This window comes from Streptomyces sp. NPDC048057, from assembly GCF_040653095.1.
Lineage (GTDB): Bacteria > Actinomycetota > Actinomycetes > Streptomycetales > Streptomycetaceae > Streptomyces.
The window spans coordinates 84,704-101,358 of record NZ_JBEZNF010000008.1; the positions used below are offsets into that span (position 1 = coordinate 84,704).

15 protein-coding genes and 1 riboswitch are annotated in these 16,655 nt (G+C 71.8%); of the genes, 7 read left to right on the forward strand and 8 right to left on the reverse strand.

What is annotated here, in order from left to right:
* Nucleotides 1-110: 110 nt before the first annotated feature.
* From groL to thrC, 4 genes are all read right to left on the reverse strand, one after another.
* Nucleotides 111-1,733: a chaperonin GroEL gene (gene groL, locus AB0E05_RS11130; protein ID WP_361961695.1), complete on the reverse strand. Its 1,623-nt coding sequence runs from the start codon at nt 1,731-1,733 to the stop codon at nt 111-113.
* 483 nt (nt 1,734-2,216) lie between these two features.
* Nucleotides 2,217-2,420, reverse strand: coding sequence for a cold-shock protein (locus AB0E05_RS11135; RefSeq protein WP_361536710.1), 204 nt, complete (start codon nt 2,418-2,420; stop codon nt 2,217-2,219).
* A gap of 483 nt (nt 2,421-2,903) precedes the next feature.
* Nucleotides 2,904-3,179: a MoaD/ThiS family protein gene (locus AB0E05_RS11140; protein WP_361536708.1), complete on the reverse strand. Its 276-nt coding sequence runs from the start codon at nt 3,177-3,179 to the stop codon at nt 2,904-2,906.
* Between the two features lie 63 nt (nt 3,180-3,242).
* A complete protein-coding gene (thrC, locus tag AB0E05_RS11145; RefSeq protein WP_361961698.1) occupies nt 3,243-4,529 on the reverse strand; it encodes a threonine synthase in 1,287 nt (428 codons plus the stop codon).
* A gap of 17 nt (nt 4,530-4,546) precedes the next feature.
* A riboswitch (SAM riboswitch) is annotated at nt 4,547-4,713 on the reverse strand.
* A gap of 227 nt (nt 4,714-4,940) precedes the next feature.
* Between thrC and AB0E05_RS11150 the strand changes: the two genes are divergently transcribed.
* From AB0E05_RS11150 to AB0E05_RS11160, 3 genes are all read left to right on the forward strand, one after another.
* Nucleotides 4,941-5,879, forward strand: coding sequence for a glucosyl-3-phosphoglycerate synthase (locus AB0E05_RS11150; RefSeq protein ID WP_361961700.1), 939 nt, complete (start codon nt 4,941-4,943; stop codon nt 5,877-5,879).
* Between the two features lie 50 nt (nt 5,880-5,929).
* Nucleotides 5,930-6,196: a hypothetical protein gene (locus AB0E05_RS11155; protein ID WP_361961702.1), complete on the forward strand. Its 267-nt coding sequence runs from the start codon at nt 5,930-5,932 to the stop codon at nt 6,194-6,196.
* A gap of 189 nt (nt 6,197-6,385) precedes the next feature.
* On the forward strand, nt 6,386-7,798 hold the full coding sequence (locus AB0E05_RS11160; RefSeq protein WP_361961704.1) for a trehalose-6-phosphate synthase: 1,413 nt from the start codon (nt 6,386-6,388) through the stop codon (nt 7,796-7,798).
* Nucleotides 7,799-7,841: 43 nt separating this feature from the next.
* On the opposite strand, the gene otsB is transcribed toward AB0E05_RS11160, so the two are convergent.
* The 3 genes from otsB to AB0E05_RS11175 form a co-directional block, all read right to left on the reverse strand.
* On the reverse strand, nt 7,842-8,768 hold the full coding sequence (otsB, locus tag AB0E05_RS11165) for a trehalose-phosphatase (RefSeq protein WP_361961706.1): 927 nt from the start codon (nt 8,766-8,768) through the stop codon (nt 7,842-7,844).
* A gap of 10 nt (nt 8,769-8,778) precedes the next feature.
* Complete coding sequence (locus AB0E05_RS11170) at nt 8,779-9,090, reverse strand: DUF3263 domain-containing protein (RefSeq protein WP_361961708.1); 312 nt, start codon at nt 9,088-9,090, stop codon at nt 8,779-8,781.
* A gap of 72 nt (nt 9,091-9,162) precedes the next feature.
* Nucleotides 9,163-10,446 carry an extracellular solute-binding protein gene (locus AB0E05_RS11175; RefSeq protein WP_361961710.1) on the reverse strand — a complete coding sequence of 428 codons (1,284 nt, stop codon included), beginning with the start codon at nt 10,444-10,446 and terminating at the stop codon, nt 9,163-9,165.
* A gap of 529 nt (nt 10,447-10,975) precedes the next feature.
* On the opposite strand from AB0E05_RS11175, the gene AB0E05_RS11180 reads away from it, so the two are divergent.
* Nucleotides 10,976-11,899: an SIS domain-containing protein gene (locus AB0E05_RS11180; protein ID WP_361961712.1), complete on the forward strand. Its 924-nt coding sequence runs from the start codon at nt 10,976-10,978 to the stop codon at nt 11,897-11,899.
* A gap of 304 nt (nt 11,900-12,203) precedes the next feature.
* Here AB0E05_RS11180 and AB0E05_RS11185 read toward each other — a convergent pair whose 3' ends face one another.
* The gene (locus AB0E05_RS11185) at nt 12,204-12,590 is read right to left on the reverse strand and encodes a hypothetical protein (RefSeq protein WP_361961714.1); all 387 of its coding nucleotides are present in this window, start codon (nt 12,588-12,590) and stop codon (nt 12,204-12,206) included.
* 220 nt (nt 12,591-12,810) lie between these two features.
* On the opposite strand from AB0E05_RS11185, the gene AB0E05_RS11190 reads away from it, so the two are divergent.
* The 3 genes from AB0E05_RS11190 (at nt 12,811) to nagA (ending at nt 16,462) form a co-directional block, all read left to right on the forward strand.
* The gene (locus AB0E05_RS11190; RefSeq protein WP_361961716.1) at nt 12,811-14,127 is read left to right on the forward strand and encodes a helix-turn-helix transcriptional regulator; all 1,317 of its coding nucleotides are present in this window, start codon (nt 12,811-12,813) and stop codon (nt 14,125-14,127) included.
* A 200-nt stretch (nt 14,128-14,327) separates the two neighbouring features.
* On the forward strand, nt 14,328-15,266 hold the full coding sequence (locus AB0E05_RS11195; RefSeq protein WP_361961718.1) for an ROK family protein: 939 nt from the start codon (nt 14,328-14,330) through the stop codon (nt 15,264-15,266).
* Entirely contained in the window at nt 15,266-16,462 is a 1,197-nt protein-coding gene (gene nagA / locus AB0E05_RS11200; protein ID WP_361961720.1) for an N-acetylglucosamine-6-phosphate deacetylase, read from the forward strand. The genes AB0E05_RS11195 and nagA overlap by 1 nt, the downstream gene beginning before the upstream one ends.
* Nucleotides 16,463-16,655 lie beyond the last annotated feature (193 nt).

Sequence of the window (16,655 nt, forward strand, 5' to 3'; positions counted from 1 at the left end):
GGCGGGCACGCCAAAGGGCCGGGCACGCCGAAGGGCGGCACCCCCTGGGAGTGGGGTGCCGCCCTTCGTACGTAACCGGCCTTACCGATCCTGGAGATGCTTCCCCGGGATCAGAAGTCCATGTCACCGCCCGGCATGCCGCCCGGAGCAGCCGCAGCGGCCTTCTCCGGCTTGTCGGCGATGACGGCCTCGGTGGTCAGGAACAGCGCGGCGATCGACGCGGCGTTCTGCAGCGCGGAACGCGTGACCTTCGCCGGGTCGAGGATGCCCTCGGCGATCATGTCGACGTACTCGCCGGTCGCGGCGTTCAGACCGTGACCCGGGGTCAGGTTGCGCACCTTCTCGACCACGACGCCGCCCTCAAGGCCGCCGTTGACGGCGATCTGCTTGAGCGGGGCCTCCAGGGCCAGCTTGACGGCGTTGGCACCGGTGGCCTCGTCGCCGTCGAGCTCCAGCTTCTCGAAGACGGCGGACGCCTGGAGCAGCGCGACGCCACCACCGGCGACGATGCCCTCCTCGACGGCGGCCTTCGCGTTGCGAACGGCGTCCTCGATGCGGTGCTTGCGCTCCTTGAGCTCCACCTCGGTCGCGGCGCCGGCCTTGATGACGGCCACGCCGCCGGCCAGCTTCGCGAGGCGCTCCTGGAGCTTCTCGCGGTCGTAGTCCGAGTCGGAGTTCTCGATCTCGGCGCGGATCTGGTTGACCCGACCGGCGACCTGGTCGCTGTCACCGGCGCCGTCGACGATGGTCGTCTCGTCCTTGGTGATGACGACCTTGCGGGCGCGGCCGAGCAGGTCGAGGCCCGCGTTCTCCAGCTTGAGGCCGACCTCCTCGGAGACGACCGTGCCGCCGGTGAGGATGGCGATGTCGTTCAGCATCGCCTTGCGGCGGTCGCCGAAGCCCGGAGCCTTGACGGCGACGGACTTGAAGGTGCCGCGGATCTTGTTGACGATCAGCGTGGACAGGGCCTCGGCCTCGACGTCCTCGGCGATGATCAGCAGCGCCTTGCCGGACTGCATGACCTTCTCCAGCAGCGGGAGCAGGTCCTTGACCGAGGAGATCTTGGAGTTGACGACGAGGATGTAGGGGTCGTCGAGGACGGCCTCCATGCGCTCCATGTCGGTCGCGAAGTACGCCGAGATGTAGCCCTTGTCGAAGCGCATGCCCTCGGTGAGCTCCAGCTCCAGACCGAAGGTCTGGGACTCCTCGACCGTGATGACGCCTTCCTTGCCGACCTTGTCCATGGCCTCGGCGATCAGCTCGCCGATCTGGGTGTCGGCGGCGGAGATGGAGGCGGTGGAGGCGATCTGCTCCTTGGTCTCCACGTCCTTGGCCTGCTCCAGCAGGGCGGCGGAGACGGCCTCGACGGCCTTCTCGATGCCGCGCTTGAGGGCCATCGGGTTGGCGCCGGCCGCGACGTTGCGCAGTCCCTCGCGGACCAGGGCCTGAGCCAGAACCGTGGCGGTGGTCGTACCGTCGCCGGCGACGTCGTCCGTCTTCTTGGCGACTTCCTTGACCAGCTCAGCGCCGATCTTCTCGTACGGGTCCTCGAGCTCGATCTCCTTGGCGATGGACACGCCATCGTTGGTGATCGTGGGGGCGCCCCACTTCTTCTCAAGGACGACGTTGCGACCCTTGGGACCAAGGGTGACCTTGACGGCGTCAGCGAGCTGGTTCATCCCGCGCTCGAGACCGCGCCGTGCCTCCTCGTCGAACGCGATGATCTTTGCCATGTGAAGTGTCCTCCACGGACTGGGTGGGAAGCTCTCGGACCGCGCTGGCGCCCGCGACGGACGGCCTGCCGCACCAGGTGGCTCCATGCGCCACCTGGCTGGCGGGCCTCACCGACCCGGCCCTTCGTTGTCACTCTCACCCGGAGAGTGCTAACGCCAATGATTAGCACTCGCCACCCGAGAGTGCAAGCGCCCTACCCGTCCGCGACCCCGCGACAGAAGGAACCGGCCGCATCCGAAGAAGCGTCGGCAGAGCGGCGAAGAGAGCGCAGGGGCACGGGAGAAGACCCCCGAGGCCGCCCGGGGAGACACCGCGAGGAACAGGGAGAGCGCGAGGGAGGAACACGGCGGAACACCCGACGCCCCACCCCGCCAGCACCGTCAGCCCTGCCGACCCCACCAGCCCCACCGACACACAGAAGGGCCTCACACCCCAGCCGGGGTGCAAGGCCCTTCAAGTGCGTGAGTACGCCGGAGCGGGACTCAGGCCGAGATCTTCACCATGTCGGCCTGCGGGCCCTTCTGCCCCTGCGAGATCTCGAACTCGACTCGCTGACCCTCCTCCAGGGTGCGGTAGCCGTCCATCTGGATCGCGCTGTAGTGGACGAATACGTCCGCACCACCGTCGACCGCGATGAAGCCGTACCCCTTCTCCGCGTTGAACCACTTGACGGTGCCCTGAGCCATGCCCAACTCCCCTATTACTGGCCCTTGCACAGGACCGCACCTCGCGGACCCGGGTCAGACCCCTACCCGCTCACTGGAGTGCGCCGGAACGCGTCGACCGCGGCTGAATGTATCTGCCCAACTGCCCTCTGCAACAGGTCAATCGGACGAGAATTCCTGGAACCTACGATCGGGTAATTAGGTGGGATTACCGCAATTCCGGGGCAAACCAGGCCGGACAAAGGGAACTTAAGCGACACAAGTACGCCACACATTGGCTGCTTCTTATCGAGCCCGGGCGCAATTCGATACCTGGGCGAGCACGGTCGGCGAAGGGGCGTTCCCCAACTGTAGCGTGCTCAACCATGCAGAATTGCCCCCTCCGGATGTCTCACGGAGGGGGCAATTGCGCTGACTCAGGGTGATGCGGCTGACTCTGGGTGATGCGGCTGACTCTGGGTGATGCCGAGCGCCCGCGCGGGCGGGGAGACGGCGGTCCGGGTCTCAGCCGCCGGCGACCGCGGGGATGATCGAGATGCCGGCGCCGTCCGGCGTGGCGGTCTCCAGGCCCTGCTCGAAGCGGACGTCGTCGTCGTTGACGTACACGTTGACGAAGCGGCGCAGCTTGCCCTGGTCGTCCAGGACGCGGGCGGCGATCCCCGTGTGGTTCTTCTCCAGGTCGGCGATGACCTCGGCGAGGGTCGCGCCCTCGGCGGGCACCTCGGCCTGACCGCCGGTGTAGGTGCGCAGGATGGTCGGGATGCGGACGTTGACGCTCATGGGTGCCTCTTTCGGGGCCGGTACGGGGCGAACGGGGTGCGGAGGGGCTGCCGGGACCTGCGGTCAGCCGGCCAGGCCGGCGGCGCGGAAGGCCTCCAGGCTCGGCCGGATCGTCGCCGACGGGCCGGTGGTCTCCGCGACCGCGTCCAGCGTCTTGAGGCCGTCGCCGGTGTTGAGCACGACGGTGGTGAGCGACGGGTCGAGCACGCCGGCCTCCAGCAGCTTCTTGGTGACGCCGACCGTCACGCCGCCCGCGGTCTCCGCGAAGATCCCCTCCGTGCGGGCGAGCAGCTTGATCGCCTCGACGACCTGTTCGTCGGTGACGTCCTCGACCACGCCCCCGGTGCGGCGGGCGATGTCCAGGACGTACGGCCCGTCGGCCGGGTTGCCGATGGCGAGCGACTTCACGATGGTGTCGGGCTTGACCGGCCGCACCACGTCGTGGCCCGCCTTGAAGGCGGCGGAGACCGGGGAGCAGCCCTCGGCCTGCGCGGCGATGATCCGGTACGGGCGGTCCTCGACCAGGCCCAGCTTGATCAGCTCCTGGAGCCCCTTGTCGATCTTGGTGAGCTGGGAGCCGGAGGCGACGGGGACGACGATCTGGTCCGGGATGCGCCAGCCGAGCTGCTCGCAGATCTCGTACGCGAGGGTCTTGGAGCCCTCGGCGTAGTAAGGGCGCAGGTTGACGTTCACGAAGCCCCAGCCCTCGCCGATCGGGTCGCCGATCAGCTCGGAGCAGAAGCGGTTCACGTCGTCGTAGGTGCCCTCGATGCCGACCAGCTCGCCGCCGTAGACCGCGGCCATGACGACCTTGCCCTGCTCCAGGTCGTACGGGATGAAGACGCAGGAGCGCAGTCCGGCGCGGGCCGCCGCGGCGCCCACCGCGCCGGCGAGGTTGCCGGTGGAGGAGCAGGAGAGGGTGGTGAAGCCGAAGGCGCGGGCGGCCTCGACGGCGATGGCGACGACACGGTCCTTGAAGGAGTGCGTCGGGTTGCCGGAGTCGTCCTTGACGTAGAGGCCGCCGGTGACGCCCAGCTCGGCGGCGAGCCGGTCGGCCTGCACGAGCTTGGTGAAGCCGGGGTTCACGTTCGGCTTGTCGGCGACGTCGGCGGGGACGGGCAGCAGGGGGGCATAGCGCCAGATGTTGGCCGGTCCGGCCTCGATGCGCTTGCGCAGCGCCTCCGGGTCGCCTTCGGGCAGGTCGTACGCGATCTCCAGCGGGCCGAAACAGGCGGCACAGGCGAAGATCGGGCCGAGCGGGAAGCGTTCGCCGCACTCACGACAGGAGAGCGCTGCGGCGGGGCCGAGGTCGGGGGTGGTCACGGTGCTTGCGGCGGTCTGCACAGCCATGGAGGCGAGGCCCTTTCTCCTCATCTTCCTCATGGCGCGTTTCGCCATGAGACGGATTTGGCACCTTCCCGAGCCGGGAGCCTCGCGACGCTGCGGCGCTTGAGCGCGCGCTGCACGACGGAGACCGGCTGGAGGGTTGCCGGGGCTTCAACGGGCCGTATCCCTCTGCCCCTCTGGATGAGCGGTATTCGATTGTGAACGGCGGGTCGAACAGGTCGAACGAGTCGGTCGAAACGTTCAACGGTGGGGCCGTTCGGCGCGGGGACCCCGACATGCGATGGCCATCCGCGTTGTTCAAGACTGTAACCGAAGGTCCGGGCGGTTGAGATAGTCGTCCGAACCGCGAGATGGGTCACAGCGGGCGCCGGACGGTTCGACGGCGGACCGCACGGACGGAGGAGTTGGGGGCACGTGCTCGATGAGGTGGAGCGGTGGCTGGCGACGCGTTCCTGGTCGGCGGCGGACCGTCCGCTGAGCGCCCTGGTCGCGGCCAAGCGGGGGACGACGGTCAGCGTGGTGCTGCCGGCCCTGGACGAGGAGGCCACCGTCGGCGAGATCGTCCGGGTGATCCGCCGGGAGCTGATGGAGCGCGTGCCGCTCGTCGACGAGCTGGTGGTGGTCGACTCCGGGTCCACGGACCGTACGGGCGAGGTGGCCGCGGCGGCGGGCGCGCGGGTGGTCCACCGGGACGAGGTCCTGCCGAGGATCCCCGTGCTGCCGGGCAAGGGCGAGGTCCTGTGGCGCTCCCTGATGGTCACGCGCGGTGACGTCGTCTGCTTCGTGGACGCGGATCTGCGGGACTTCTCCGCGGACTTCGTGTCGGGGATCGTCGGCCCGCTGCTGACCGATCCGCAGGTGCAGTTCGTCAAGGCGATGTACGACCGACCGCTCGGCGAAACAGCAGGTCAGGGCGGCCGGGTCACCGAGCTGGTGGCGCGCCCGCTGCTCAATCTGCACTGGCCGCAGCTCGCCGGCTTCGTCCAGCCGCTGGGCGGCGAGTACGCGGCGCGGCGCTCGCTCCTGGAGCGGCTGCCCTTCCCCGTCGGTTACGGAGTGGAGCTGGGGCTGCTGGTCGACGCGCTGCACACGGTGGGGCTGGACGCCCTCGCGCAGGTCGACGTGGGCACGCGCAAGCACCGCCACCAGGACGGGCAGGCGCTGGGCCGGATGGCGGCGGCCATCTATCGCACCGCGCAACTGCGGCTGTCCCGCGGGCACTTGGTGCGGCCCTCGCTCACGCAGTTCGAGCGGGGCGAGGACGGCTTCGTCCCGCGGACGCACCCGGTGGACACCGAGGAGCGGCCTCCGATGCGGGAGATCGACGAGTACGCGGCGCGTCGTGCCGCATAGCGAGCGATTTATATCTGAAAATCCTATATGTGTATGCGACTGAGCAACGTGTGACACCGCAGCTGACCTCACGGCTGACACCACGGCGATCGGGCACCGCGCTGCCCCGGCCGCTCCGACATCGACGGGCCCTGCGGCTCACGGGGCTGCTGGCCCTGCTGGTCCTCGTCGTGGCCGCGGTCGCCGGGGCGGCACCGCCGCCCACGCCCTCCGGTCCGCAGCTGTGGCTGCTGGGCGGGCTGGTGGTGGCGCTGGCGGCGGCGTGCGCGGTGGCCTTCGCCGCGACCCGCGCCCGGCGCACCCCGCCGAAGGGGTAGCCCGCCCGCCGGGTGGCACCGGCCGGAGAGGCAACACCGGCTGGAGGCGTGGCGCCGGCCAGAGGCGTCGCGCCGGTCGCAGACGTCGCACCGCCCGTGGCAGGAACCGGCTGAAACCCCACCGGCGACAAGCCGCCACTCGACCGTATGTGCGTTTGCGGGCCGGGGCTGCGGGCTAAGTTCTGGCACATGGCTGCCGAACCTTCCGCCACTTCGCCCCGCGCCCGGATCCTGGTCGCTTCCAACCGCGGGCCCGTCTCGTACGCCCTCCGGGAGGACGGCGGGCTCGACGCCCAGCGCGGGGGCGGCGGGGTGGTGTCCGGGCTGTCCGCGATCGGCGCCCGCGAGGACTCGCTCTGGGTCTGCTCCGCCCTCGGCGACGGCGACCGCGAGGCGGTGCGGCGCGGGGTGGGCGAGGAAGGGGTCCTGATGCTCGACATCGCCCCCGACGTCCACTCCGACGCGTACAACGGCATCGCCAACTCGGTGCTCTGGTTCGTCCACCACATGCTGTACCAGACCCCGCTGGAGCCCGTCTTCGACGAGGAGTTCCGCCGCCAGTGGCGCTCCTACGAGGAGTACAACAGCGCCTTCGCCGACGCGCTCGCCGAGCGGGCCGCCGACGGCGCCGCCGTGCTCGTGCAGGACTACCACCTCGCGCTGGTGCCGGGGATGCTCCGGGAGCGCCGGCCCGACCTGCGGATCGGGCACTTCTCGCACACCCCGTGGGCCCCCGTGGACTACTTCCGGCTGCTGCCGGACGACATCGCCGAGCAGCTGCTGCGCGGCCTCCTCGGCGCCGACCGCACGTGCTTCCTGACCCGCCGCTGGGCGGACGCCTTCGCCGGCTGCTGTACGGAGGTGCTGGGGCCGGACGCACTGAAGGGCACCCGGATCGGGGTGCACGGCCTCGGGGCCGACGCGGACTTCCTGCGCGAGCGGGCGCACCGGCCGGACGTGGCGGAGCGCATGGCCGCGCTGCGCGAGCAGATCGGCGGCCCGGACCGCCGGACCGTGGTGCGGGTGGACCGCACGGAGCTGTCGAAGAACATCGTGCGCGGCCTGCTGGCCTTCCGGCACCTGCTGACGACCCGCCCCGAGTGGCGCGAGCGCGTGGTGCACGTCGCCTTCGCCTACCCCTCCCGCCAGGACCTCGCGGTCTACCGGGACTACACCGCCGAGGTGCGGCGCGTCGCCGACGCGGTCAACGAGGAGTTCGGCACGGCGGGCTGGACACCGGTCGTGCTGCACGTGAAGGACGACTTCACCCGCTCCCTGGCCGCGTACCGCCTCGCGGACGTCGCCCTGGTCAACCCCATCCGCGACGGGATGAACCTGGTCGCCAAGGAGATCCCGGTCGTCTCGGACGAAGGCTGCGCGCTGGTGCTGTCGCGCGAGGCGGGGGCGTACGAGGAGCTGGGCGCCGACGCGGTGACGGTCAATCCGTACGACGTCACGGGCACCGCGGACGCGCTCCACGAGGCGCTGTCGCTCCCGACCGCGGAGCGCGCCGCGCGCACGGCCCGCCTCGCCGCGGCTGCGACGGCGCTGCCGCCGCGGCAGTGGTTCCTGGACCAGGTGGAAGCCCTGGCCCAGCCGTAGGTCGCGCTCCCCTGCGCGTCTGGTGGCGTTGTCGGGAGCCTCTTCACATCGCGTCGGCGAGCGCGGCGAGGAAGGCGACGACCGCGGACGGGCCGGGGAGCAGCAGGTCGGCGCGGTCGGCCAGTTCGGTGACCTCCGTGCTGCCGCTGCACACCAGCAGGCCCGCCAGGCCGTCCGAGCGCAGCTTCTCCACCGCCGCGTACGCGGGCAGGTCGCCCAGGTCGTCCCCGGCATACAGCACCGTCTCGGCGCCGACCTCCCGGACGTACTCCGCCAGGGCGACGCCCTTGTCCATGCCGGGCGGGCGCAGTTCGAGGACCATCCGGCCCGGCTCCAGGACCAGGCCGTGCCGGGCGGCGAGGGTGGCGAGGGGTTCGCGCAGGGAGTCGAAGGCGGCCTGCGGGTCGGTGGCGCGGCGGGTGTGGACGGCGACCGCCTGGCCCTTCTCCTCGATCCACGTGCCCTGCCAGGCGCCGAAGCGGTCGAGGTAGCCGGGGAGTTCGGCGCGCACGGCGCTGACGCCCGGGTGCGGGGCGGGGGCGTGGACCGTGCTGCTGACCGCGTCCCAGCGCTCGGCGCCGTAGTGGCCGAGGACGACGAGGTGGGCGAGGGCGTCGACGCCGGCGAAGCCCCCGTAGCGCACGGCCACCCCCGCGGGGCGGCCGGTGATGACGGCGACGTGCCCCACCTTGGGGGCGAGCCGGGCGAGCGCGGGCACCGCGCCGGGGTGGGCCCTGGCCTGCTCGGGGTCGGCGACGATCTCGGCGAGGGTGCCGTCGAAGTCGAGGGCGACCACGGCCTTCTCGGGCCGGGCCAGCAGCGCGGCGAGCCCGTCGCGGCCGGCGGGCGTCGAAGGCTCCGCCAGCGTGGCGCCGGGGCCGTAGTCGGGGCCAGAGTCGGGGCCGCGCTCGGCGGGTCCGGTGGATTCAGGGGTGTGTGACGCGTCCGGGGAGTACGGAGAGCTGCCCATGGCGCCGACCCTATCGGCGCGCGCGTTTCTCGTCTCTGACCCGACGGAGGCGGTTGACCGTAACCGGGTCGTGCGCGAGCGCCAGCTCGTCGTCCAGCAGGGCGTTGACGAGCTGGTAGTAGCGGACCGGGGACATGCCCAGCTCCTCGCGGACCGCCCGTTCCTTGGCGCCCGGGCCGGGCCAGGAACGGCCCTCCATCGCGAGGACCGCGCGGTCGCGGTCCGTCAGGGCGCGGCGCCGCCCGGCCGCCGCGGTGCGCCCGGAGTCCCCCGTGGCTCCGGCGTCCTCGGCAGCCGCGTCGGCAGCGGGTTCCTCGGTCATACGATCCAACATAACCCCGGCCCGCGCCCCGACGGACCCGCCCTGCTCCGACCTGCTCCGACCTGCTCCGACCTACTCTTCTTCCTTCGCCTCCGCCTTGGACGCCTCGTGCGCTATCGCGTCCAGCACCTTCTCCGGGTCGCCCTCCGGCGCGACGGCCTGCCCGATCGTCTGCTTGACGGTGGTGCTGACGGACGACCAGGACGTCTTGTTGACGGGCGGCAGCACCGAGTTCGGCAGCTCCGCCAGGAAGCCCTTGAGCTTGTCGTACTTCGCGTCCTCCGCCATCGCGTGGCTCGCCGTGTTCGTCACCGGCAGCAGGTTGTTCTGCCCGGCGAAGGCGAGCACGTTCGCGTCGTTGAAGACGAAGTCCAGGAAGGTGCGGATCTCGGCACGGTTGCCGTTCTCCTTGAAGCCCATGATCCAGTCGGCGACGCCCATGGTGGTCTTGGGCTTGCCCTTGCGACCCGGCACCGCCACCATCCCCAGGTCGATCCCGGCCGCCTCCGCGGTCTTGAGCAGGGACGGATGGCCGTTCAGCATCCCCACCTCGCCCCGGGCGAACGCCGCGAACGCGTCCTTGCGGTTCAGCTTCCCCGGGGCGACCGGGCCGGTCAGCCCCGGCTCCACCAGGTTGGACTTCAACCAGGAGAAGGTCTCGACGTGCGCCTCCGAGTTGATGGCGTACGTCCCGCCGGTCTGGGTGTACCCCGAGCCGCCGTCGTCGCCGCCGAGCATCCACAGCATCGTCTCGGCCTGCGCCTCCTCGGGGCCGAGCGGCAGCGCGTACGGGTACTTCACGTCCGTGCCGTCCTTGAGCCGCTTCGCCGCGTCCCGCAGCTCGTCCCAGGTCCGCGGGGGCTGCTCGACCCCGGCCTCCTCGAACAGCTTCTTGTTGTAGAAGAGGAGCCGGGTGGAGGCCACGAAGGGCATGCCGTACTGGACGCGGCGCTGTTCGCCGGCGTCCCGGAGCGGCGGGAGGAAGTTCGCCTGGGTGGTGAGGGAGAGCACGTCGTCCACCGCGTACAGCTTGTCGTCGGCCGCGTAGTCGGCGTACGCGCCGACCTGCGCCATGTCCGGCGCCTTCCCCGCCTCCACCAGCTCCCGGACCGTGCGGTCCACGTCCGTCCAGGGCTCGATCCGTACGTCGACCTTGATCTTGGGGTTCTCGGCTTCGAATGCCTTGACGAGCCCGTTCCAGTAGTCCTTGCTGCTCTGGCCGCCGTCGACGTCGTAGTCGGCGGCGACGAGCTGGAGGGTGACGTCGGACGGTTCGTCCGACGAACAGCCCGTGAGCGCCGTCGTCAGGGACAGGGCGACGAGGGTGGCGGTCAGTCCGAAGAGGTGCCGTTGCACAGCGGTTCCCCACTTGGTCATCGGCAAGCCGACGGCCCGGGAGCGGTTTCGACGGGCCGGCGGCTGAGCCGTAAGCGTGGCGCGCGGGCCTGCGGCGCCCGGTGGGCGCGTCGCGCGCAGACCGGGCCGTCGTCCTCCGGAACCCCGAAAGCTCCCGGGGTCACCGAACCCCCCGAACCCCCGAGACGCCTGACACCGCCCGGATCGAGCAGGATTTTTCACCATGGGGGTGCAGAGGTCTACGCCACTGGGTCTCGCTTCGGCAACTTCTTTCGATTTCTCTCGATCATTTTTCCGAGCCTCCGCGACATCCCCACACTTTCCATGAGATCAGCCGACTTCACCCGACTTTCACGAGGTTCCTCCGACTTCGCATGAGTCCCCATGGCTTCCCACTGCTTCCCCTGGCTTCCTACGGTTCCGGTGACTTCGCGGGGAGGTCCACCGCGGCCACCGTTGCCGGGGCGGTCGGCCGCCTGCTAAGCACGTCCCGGTACGAAGTGGTCCACACGCGCGAGGAGCCCGACGCATGTCCCGTACGTCCCGTCCGTCCCGCACCGCCACCGAGATAGCGACCCAGCCGGCCTCATGGCGCCGGGCGGCCGAGGCCGCCGCGGCCTTCGACGGGCTGCCGCGGCCCGGCGAGCGGGTGGCCGTCACCGGCTGCGGCACGTCCTGGTTCATGGCCATCGCGTACGCCGCGCTGCGGGAGGCCGCGGGGCAGGGCGAGACGGACGCCTTCGCCGCCTCCGAGTTCCCGCTGGGGCGCTCGTACGACCGGGTCGTGGCGATCACCCGCTCCGGCACCACGACGGAGGTGCTGGCGCTGCTCGACGCGCTGAAGGGGCGCGGCGCGGCGACGCTGGCGCTCACCGCGGACCCGACGACGCCGGTGATGACCGCGGCGGACGCGGTGGCCGTGCTCGACTGGGCGGACGAGGAGTCCGTGGTGCAGACCCGGTTCGCGACGACCGCGCTGGCGTTCCTGCGCGCGGGGCTCGGCGACGGCGGGGCCGGGCCGGGCGTGAAGTCGGTCGCCGACGCCGCCGTGGACGCGGAGCTGGCGCTGACCGAGCCGCTGCCGGAGGCGGTGCTCGCCGCGGAGCAGTGGACGTTCCTGGGGCGGGGCTGGACCTACGGTCTCGCGCTGGAGGCGGCGCTGAAGATGCGGGAGGCGGCCGGCGCGTGGACGGAGGCGTATCCGGCGATGGAGTACCGGCACGGGCCGATCTCCGTCACCGGGCCCGGCCGGGTGGCGTGGGCCTTCGGCGAGCTGCCGGAGGGGCTCGCGGTCGACGTGGCGCAGGTCGGCGGGACGCTCGTCGCCAACGCGCCGTGCGACCCGCTGGCGGACCTGGTGCGGGCGCAGCGACTGGCGGTGGCGATCGCGGAGGCGAAGGGGTACGACCCGGACCGGCCGCGCAACCTCACGCGGAGCGTGATCCTCGGCTGAGCGTCACACCGAGCGTGTTCCTCGGCTGAGCAGCCCCAGCGCGGTCTTCATCCGAGCGGTGGCGCCGTGACGGCGGTGCGCGGCGCAGGCCCGCACCGCCCGCCCCGGGCGCGCCCCGGCGCTCCGCCCCGGCCACTCCGGCGATTCGACCCAATACCGTGAATGCCGCACATCCGGCGATTCCGACCGCTGCTGTGCCGGGGAACCCACGGCCGCACGGCGATTCCGACGGGCCCACCGATGAGAACCGGCCATCGCGGGCCCCGCCCGTGCGGCGCGGGCGCACGGCCCGTCGCCCCTGCACCTACCAGTCGTCGTTGGCCCGGCCCTTGGTCGGGTGCGGGATCACCAGCGCGGCCTGCGGGCACCGGTGGTAGAAGTCCTCCACCGCCGCGATCTCCGCCGGGGTGCAGCCCAGCAGGAGCTGTACCTCTGCCCTGTTGCGGTGCGGGTCGACGGTCACGACCAGCGCGGTCACCTCGACCCGGCCCGTACCAATCCAGACGTCGACGCCCTCCACGTCGCCGCCGTGGGTGCCTTCCAGATAGCCGTGGTCCAGGGGGTAGATCCAGTCCGGGAAGCGGGGGTGCCGGCTGCCCTTGGGGCGGTCGACGCGCATCGCCGCGCCCGCGGTCACCTTCTCCATCTCCCGCCAGAAGTCCGTCGCGTGCAGCGCCCGGGCGGGGGTCATCCGACACCTCCGACCTCTCTCGCCCCGGGCATGTGCCCCGGTACTAAGCCGCTGCCTGCGCCATCGCCGTTCAGCACGTACTGCTCCCCCCATCACTCGGTCGTGGACGTCAGTCCACCCCCTGCGGCCCCCCGCTGTCAGGGAGTTGGCCGTAGTCCCGCTGTAGTCCCGGAGGATTCGCCCCTACGCTGCCGGGGACGCTGGACGATGGGACGACGCCGTGGACGACCCGATCCGCCACCCACTGACCCATGCACGGACCGAGCGCGGTTGGAGTCAACCGGAACTCGCGCGGGAGGTCCGGCGCGCGGCGCTGCGACGCGGGTTGCGGTCCGGGGTGGAGCGGCAGCGCATCTGGAAGTGGGAGAACTACCGCGCCGTTCCCGACGCCGACTCCCAGGCACTGCTCGCCGAAGTGTTCGAGATCGACCGGGGGCTGGTCGAGTCCTTCGACTGGCCCCACTGGCTGCCGGGTCGGGACGATCCGCTCCCGCTCGGTCCGCACAGTCCCGTGCCCGCACTCCGAGAGGCCCTGCGAGCTGCCATGGACCGACGCGCGTTCCTGACGTACAGCACCACCGGCCTCACCGGTCTCGCCCAGCAGTGGGCGGGGTCCGAGCCGACGGCGGTGGCGACCACGGCCCTGGAGGGCAAGACCGTCGGGGCGGAGCTCGTCGGTCTGCTGGAGGCCACCGGGGAGCACCTGACCGAGCTGGTCACCGAGCAGCGGCAGCACACCCGCGCACTGCTGGACGCCCATCTGACGACCGTCACCGATCTGATCGAGCACGGCCGTTACGGGCGGACGGCGGGGCGGCGGCTGCACGCGCTGGCGGCGCGGCTGTCCCAGACCGTGGGGTGGCACCGCTTCGACCAGGACCGGCACGCCGCCGCGAGCCGCTTCTGGCACGGCGCGCTGCACAGCGCTTACGCCTCGGGCGACCGGGACCTGGGGGCGGGGGTGCTCAGCGACCTGGCGTACCAGGCCACCTGGTTGAAGGATCCCGGCACGGCCGTGGACATCCTGCAGAGCGCGGCGCCGCGCGCCCGGCACCCGGCGGCGCGGGCGCTGCTCCACCTGCGGCTCGCCCGGGCGCTGGCCGCGCTGCGGGAGCCGCGGGGCAGTCACCGGGCGCTGGCGGCGGCGGAGCGGGAGTTGGGCACGGCCGCGCTGGATCCCCCGCCGGCCTGGTGCTCCTGGATGTCGCCGGCGGACCTGCTGGTGGACTCCGGGCAGTGCCTGATGGACCTGGGGCGCGGCCGGGAGGCGCGCCGGCTGATCCGGGAGGGCATGACGCTGCTGCCGGCCACCCGGAACAAGACGCGCGCGGTCTTCCTGACGTCCGAGGCCCGCAGCCTGCTGCACACCGGCGAGGTCGAGCACGCCGCGCGGGCCGCGAAGGAGTCGCTGGCGCTGGCCGAGCGGATCGGGGCACCGCGCTGCGGGGCGCTGGTGCGCAATCTGCTGCCGGAGTTCGCAGCGCACCGGGACGCCGAGGGCGTACCCGAACTGCTCCAGCTGGCCCACGCGCACTGACCGATCGCGCGCGGTCCGCACGACGGGCCAGGTCCGCACGACGGGGCCCGCGCGTCGGGCGCGCAGGAAGGCAGCGAAATCCCGACCGAAATCCAAACGGAACTTTTACGGCCAGACCCCCTGTTATCGATTTGTATGTCTGCGCAACAATTAGGGGTAGTGGACTAGACCTGTCGCCGGGTTGCCGCCAGACTGTCTGCGTGAGACACGTCATCGCCCTCGATGTGGGCGGCACCGGCATGAAAGCCGCCCTCGTCGGGGTGGACGGCACGCTCCTGCACGAGGACAGACGCGCCACCGGGCGCGAGCGCGGAGCCGACGCCGTCGTGCAGTCCATCCTCGACTTCGCCGAGGAGCTGCGGGACTACGGCGTGCGCAGCTTCGGCCAGAGCGCCCTCGCCGCCGGCGTCGCCGTGCCCGGAATCATCGACTCCGAGAACGGCGTCGCGGTCTACTCGGCCAACCTCGGCTGGCGTGACGTCCCCATGCGCAGCATGATCAGCCGCCGACTGCGCGGCATCCCCGTGGCCCTCGGCCACGACGTGCGCACGGGCGGACTCGCCGAGGGTCGGATCGGCGCCGGCAAGGGCCACGACCGCTTCCTCTTCGTCCCGCTCGGCACCGGCATCGCGGGCGCCATCGGCATCGCCGGCACCATAGAGGCCGGTGCGCACGGCTACGCGGGCGAGATCGGCCACGTGGTCGTCCGCCCCGACGGACCCGACTGCGGCTGCGGGCAACGCGGCTGCCTGGAGACCTTGGCGTCGGCGTCCGCAGTGACACGTGCCTGGGCCGAGGCCAGCGGCGATCCGTACGCGGACGCCGCCGACTGCGCCAAGGCCGTCGAGTCGGGCGACCCGAAGGCGGTCGCGGTCTGGCAGGACGCGGTCGACGCCCTCGCCGCCGGTCTCGTCACCGCGCTCACCCTGCTGGACCCCCGCACCCTGATCATCGGTGGCGGGCTCGCCGAGGCCGGGGAAACGTTGTTCACACCGCTGCGGGCCGCGGTCGAAGAGCGCGTCACGTTCCAGAAGCTGCCCGCCATCGTCCCGGCCGCCCTCGGAGACACCGCAGCGTGCCTGGGCGCCGGTCTGCTCGCTTGGGATCTGATCGCCACCGACTCGGAGGTAACCGCGTAATGGCCGCACGCGCCGCACTCGCAACCAGCGCAGCGGGCGCCGCTCGCGCCGACAGCACGACCCTCACCGGGGCTCGCGTGGTCCTGCCCGGCGGCACCGTCGAGAACGGGACCGTGATCGTCGAGGGCAGCTCGATCGTCGCCGTCGGCCCCGGCCCCGCGCCCGAGGGCACCCCCGTGCGCGACCTGTCCGGCCACTGGGTCGTGCCCGGCTTCGTCGACCTGCACAACCACGGCGGCGGCGGCGCCTCCTTCACCGGCGGCACCGCTTCGGAGGTGCTGCACGGCGTACGGACCCACCGCGAGCACGGCACCACCACCCTCGTGGCCTCCGTCGTCACCGCCGACATCGATTTCCTGGTCCGCCGCGCCGGTGAACTCGCCGAGATCGTCCAGCAGGGCGACATCGCCGGCATCCACTTCGAGGGCCCCTTCATCTCGCCCTGCCGCAAGGGCGCGCACAGCGAGGAGCTGCTGCGCCACCCGGACCCGACCGAGGTGCGCAGGCTGATCGACGCGGCGCGCGGCACCGCGAAGATGATGACCCTCGCCACCGAGCTGCCCGGCGGCATCGAGTCGGTGCGGCTGCTCGCCGAGCACGGCGTGATCGCCGCGATCGGCCACACGGACGCCACGTACGAGCAGACCGTCCAGGCCGTCGACGCCGGCGCGACCGTCGCCACGCACCTGTTCAACGCGATGCCGCCGCTCGGCCACCGCGCGCCCGGCCCGATCCCGGCTCTGCTGGAGGACGAGCGCGTCACCGTCGAGCTGATCAACGACGGCACGCACCTGCACCCGGCCGCGCTCGAACTCGCCTTCCACCGCGCCGGTCCGCGCCGCGTCGCCTTCATCACGGACGCCATGGACGCGGCCGGCTTCGGCGACGGCGTCTACCAGCTCGGCCCGCTCGCGGTCGACGTCACCAACGGCGTGGCGCGGCTCGTCGAGGGCGGCGCGATCGCCGGCTCCACGCTGACGCAGGACACCGCCTTCCAGCGCGCGGCCACCGTGGACCGCATCCCCGTCGAGGACGTCGTCCAGGCGATCTCGGTGAACCCGGCCAAGCTGCTCGGCCTGTACGACCGGGTGGGCTCGCTGGAGCCCGGCAAGGACGCCGACCTGGTGGTGCTGGACGAGGAGTTCGCGCTCAAGGGCGTGATGCGCCAGGGCAGATGGATCGTCGAGCCCAAGTAGGACGTACGAACGGAACGTACGGGCAGGGCGTACGCGGAGGACCCACCAGCAGGACGTACGAGCGGGAGACCGCGGCGAAGCGGGGCCCGAACAGGGCGATGTGCCCACCGAACAGCGCACGGGCCCGTCCGAGGGGTGGGCCTGGCGCGCGCTGTTTGGCATGATCAGAACCGTCCGGCCCGGCGGCCGGCCG

Bases quoted from the DNA above. Each gene is read 5' to 3' on its own strand.
- AB0E05_RS11170 (WP_361961708.1), bottom strand. From the start codon at position 9,090: ATGACCGAGGAACCCGCTGCCGACGCGGCTGCCGAGGACGCCGGAGCC.
- AB0E05_RS11185 (WP_361961714.1), bottom strand. From the start codon at position 12,590: ATGACCCCCGCCCGGGCGCTGCACGCGACGGACTTCTGGCGGGAGATG.
- AB0E05_RS11180 (WP_361961712.1), top strand. From the start codon at position 10,976: ATGTCCCGTACGTCCCGTCCGTCCCGCACCGCCACCGAGATAGCGACC.
- AB0E05_RS11160 (WP_361961704.1), top strand. From the start codon at position 6,386: ATGGCTGCCGAACCTTCCGCCACTTCGCCCCGCGCCCGGATCCTGGTC.
- nagA (WP_361961720.1), top strand. From the start codon at position 15,266: ATGGCCGCACGCGCCGCACTCGCAACCAGCGCAGCGGGCGCCGCTCGC.
- AB0E05_RS11140 (WP_361536708.1), bottom strand. From the start codon at position 3,179: ATGAGCGTCAACGTCCGCATCCCGACCATCCTGCGCACCTACACCGGC.
- thrC (WP_361961698.1), bottom strand. From the start codon at position 4,529: ATGGCTGTGCAGACCGCCGCAAGCACCGTGACCACCCCCGACCTCGGC.
- otsB (WP_361961706.1), bottom strand. From the start codon at position 8,768: ATGGGCAGCTCTCCGTACTCCCCGGACGCGTCACACACCCCTGAATCC.
- groL (WP_361961695.1), bottom strand. From the start codon at position 1,733: ATGGCAAAGATCATCGCGTTCGACGAGGAGGCACGGCGCGGTCTCGAG.
- AB0E05_RS11135 (WP_361536710.1), bottom strand. From the start codon at position 2,420: ATGGCTCAGGGCACCGTCAAGTGGTTCAACGCGGAGAAGGGGTACGGC.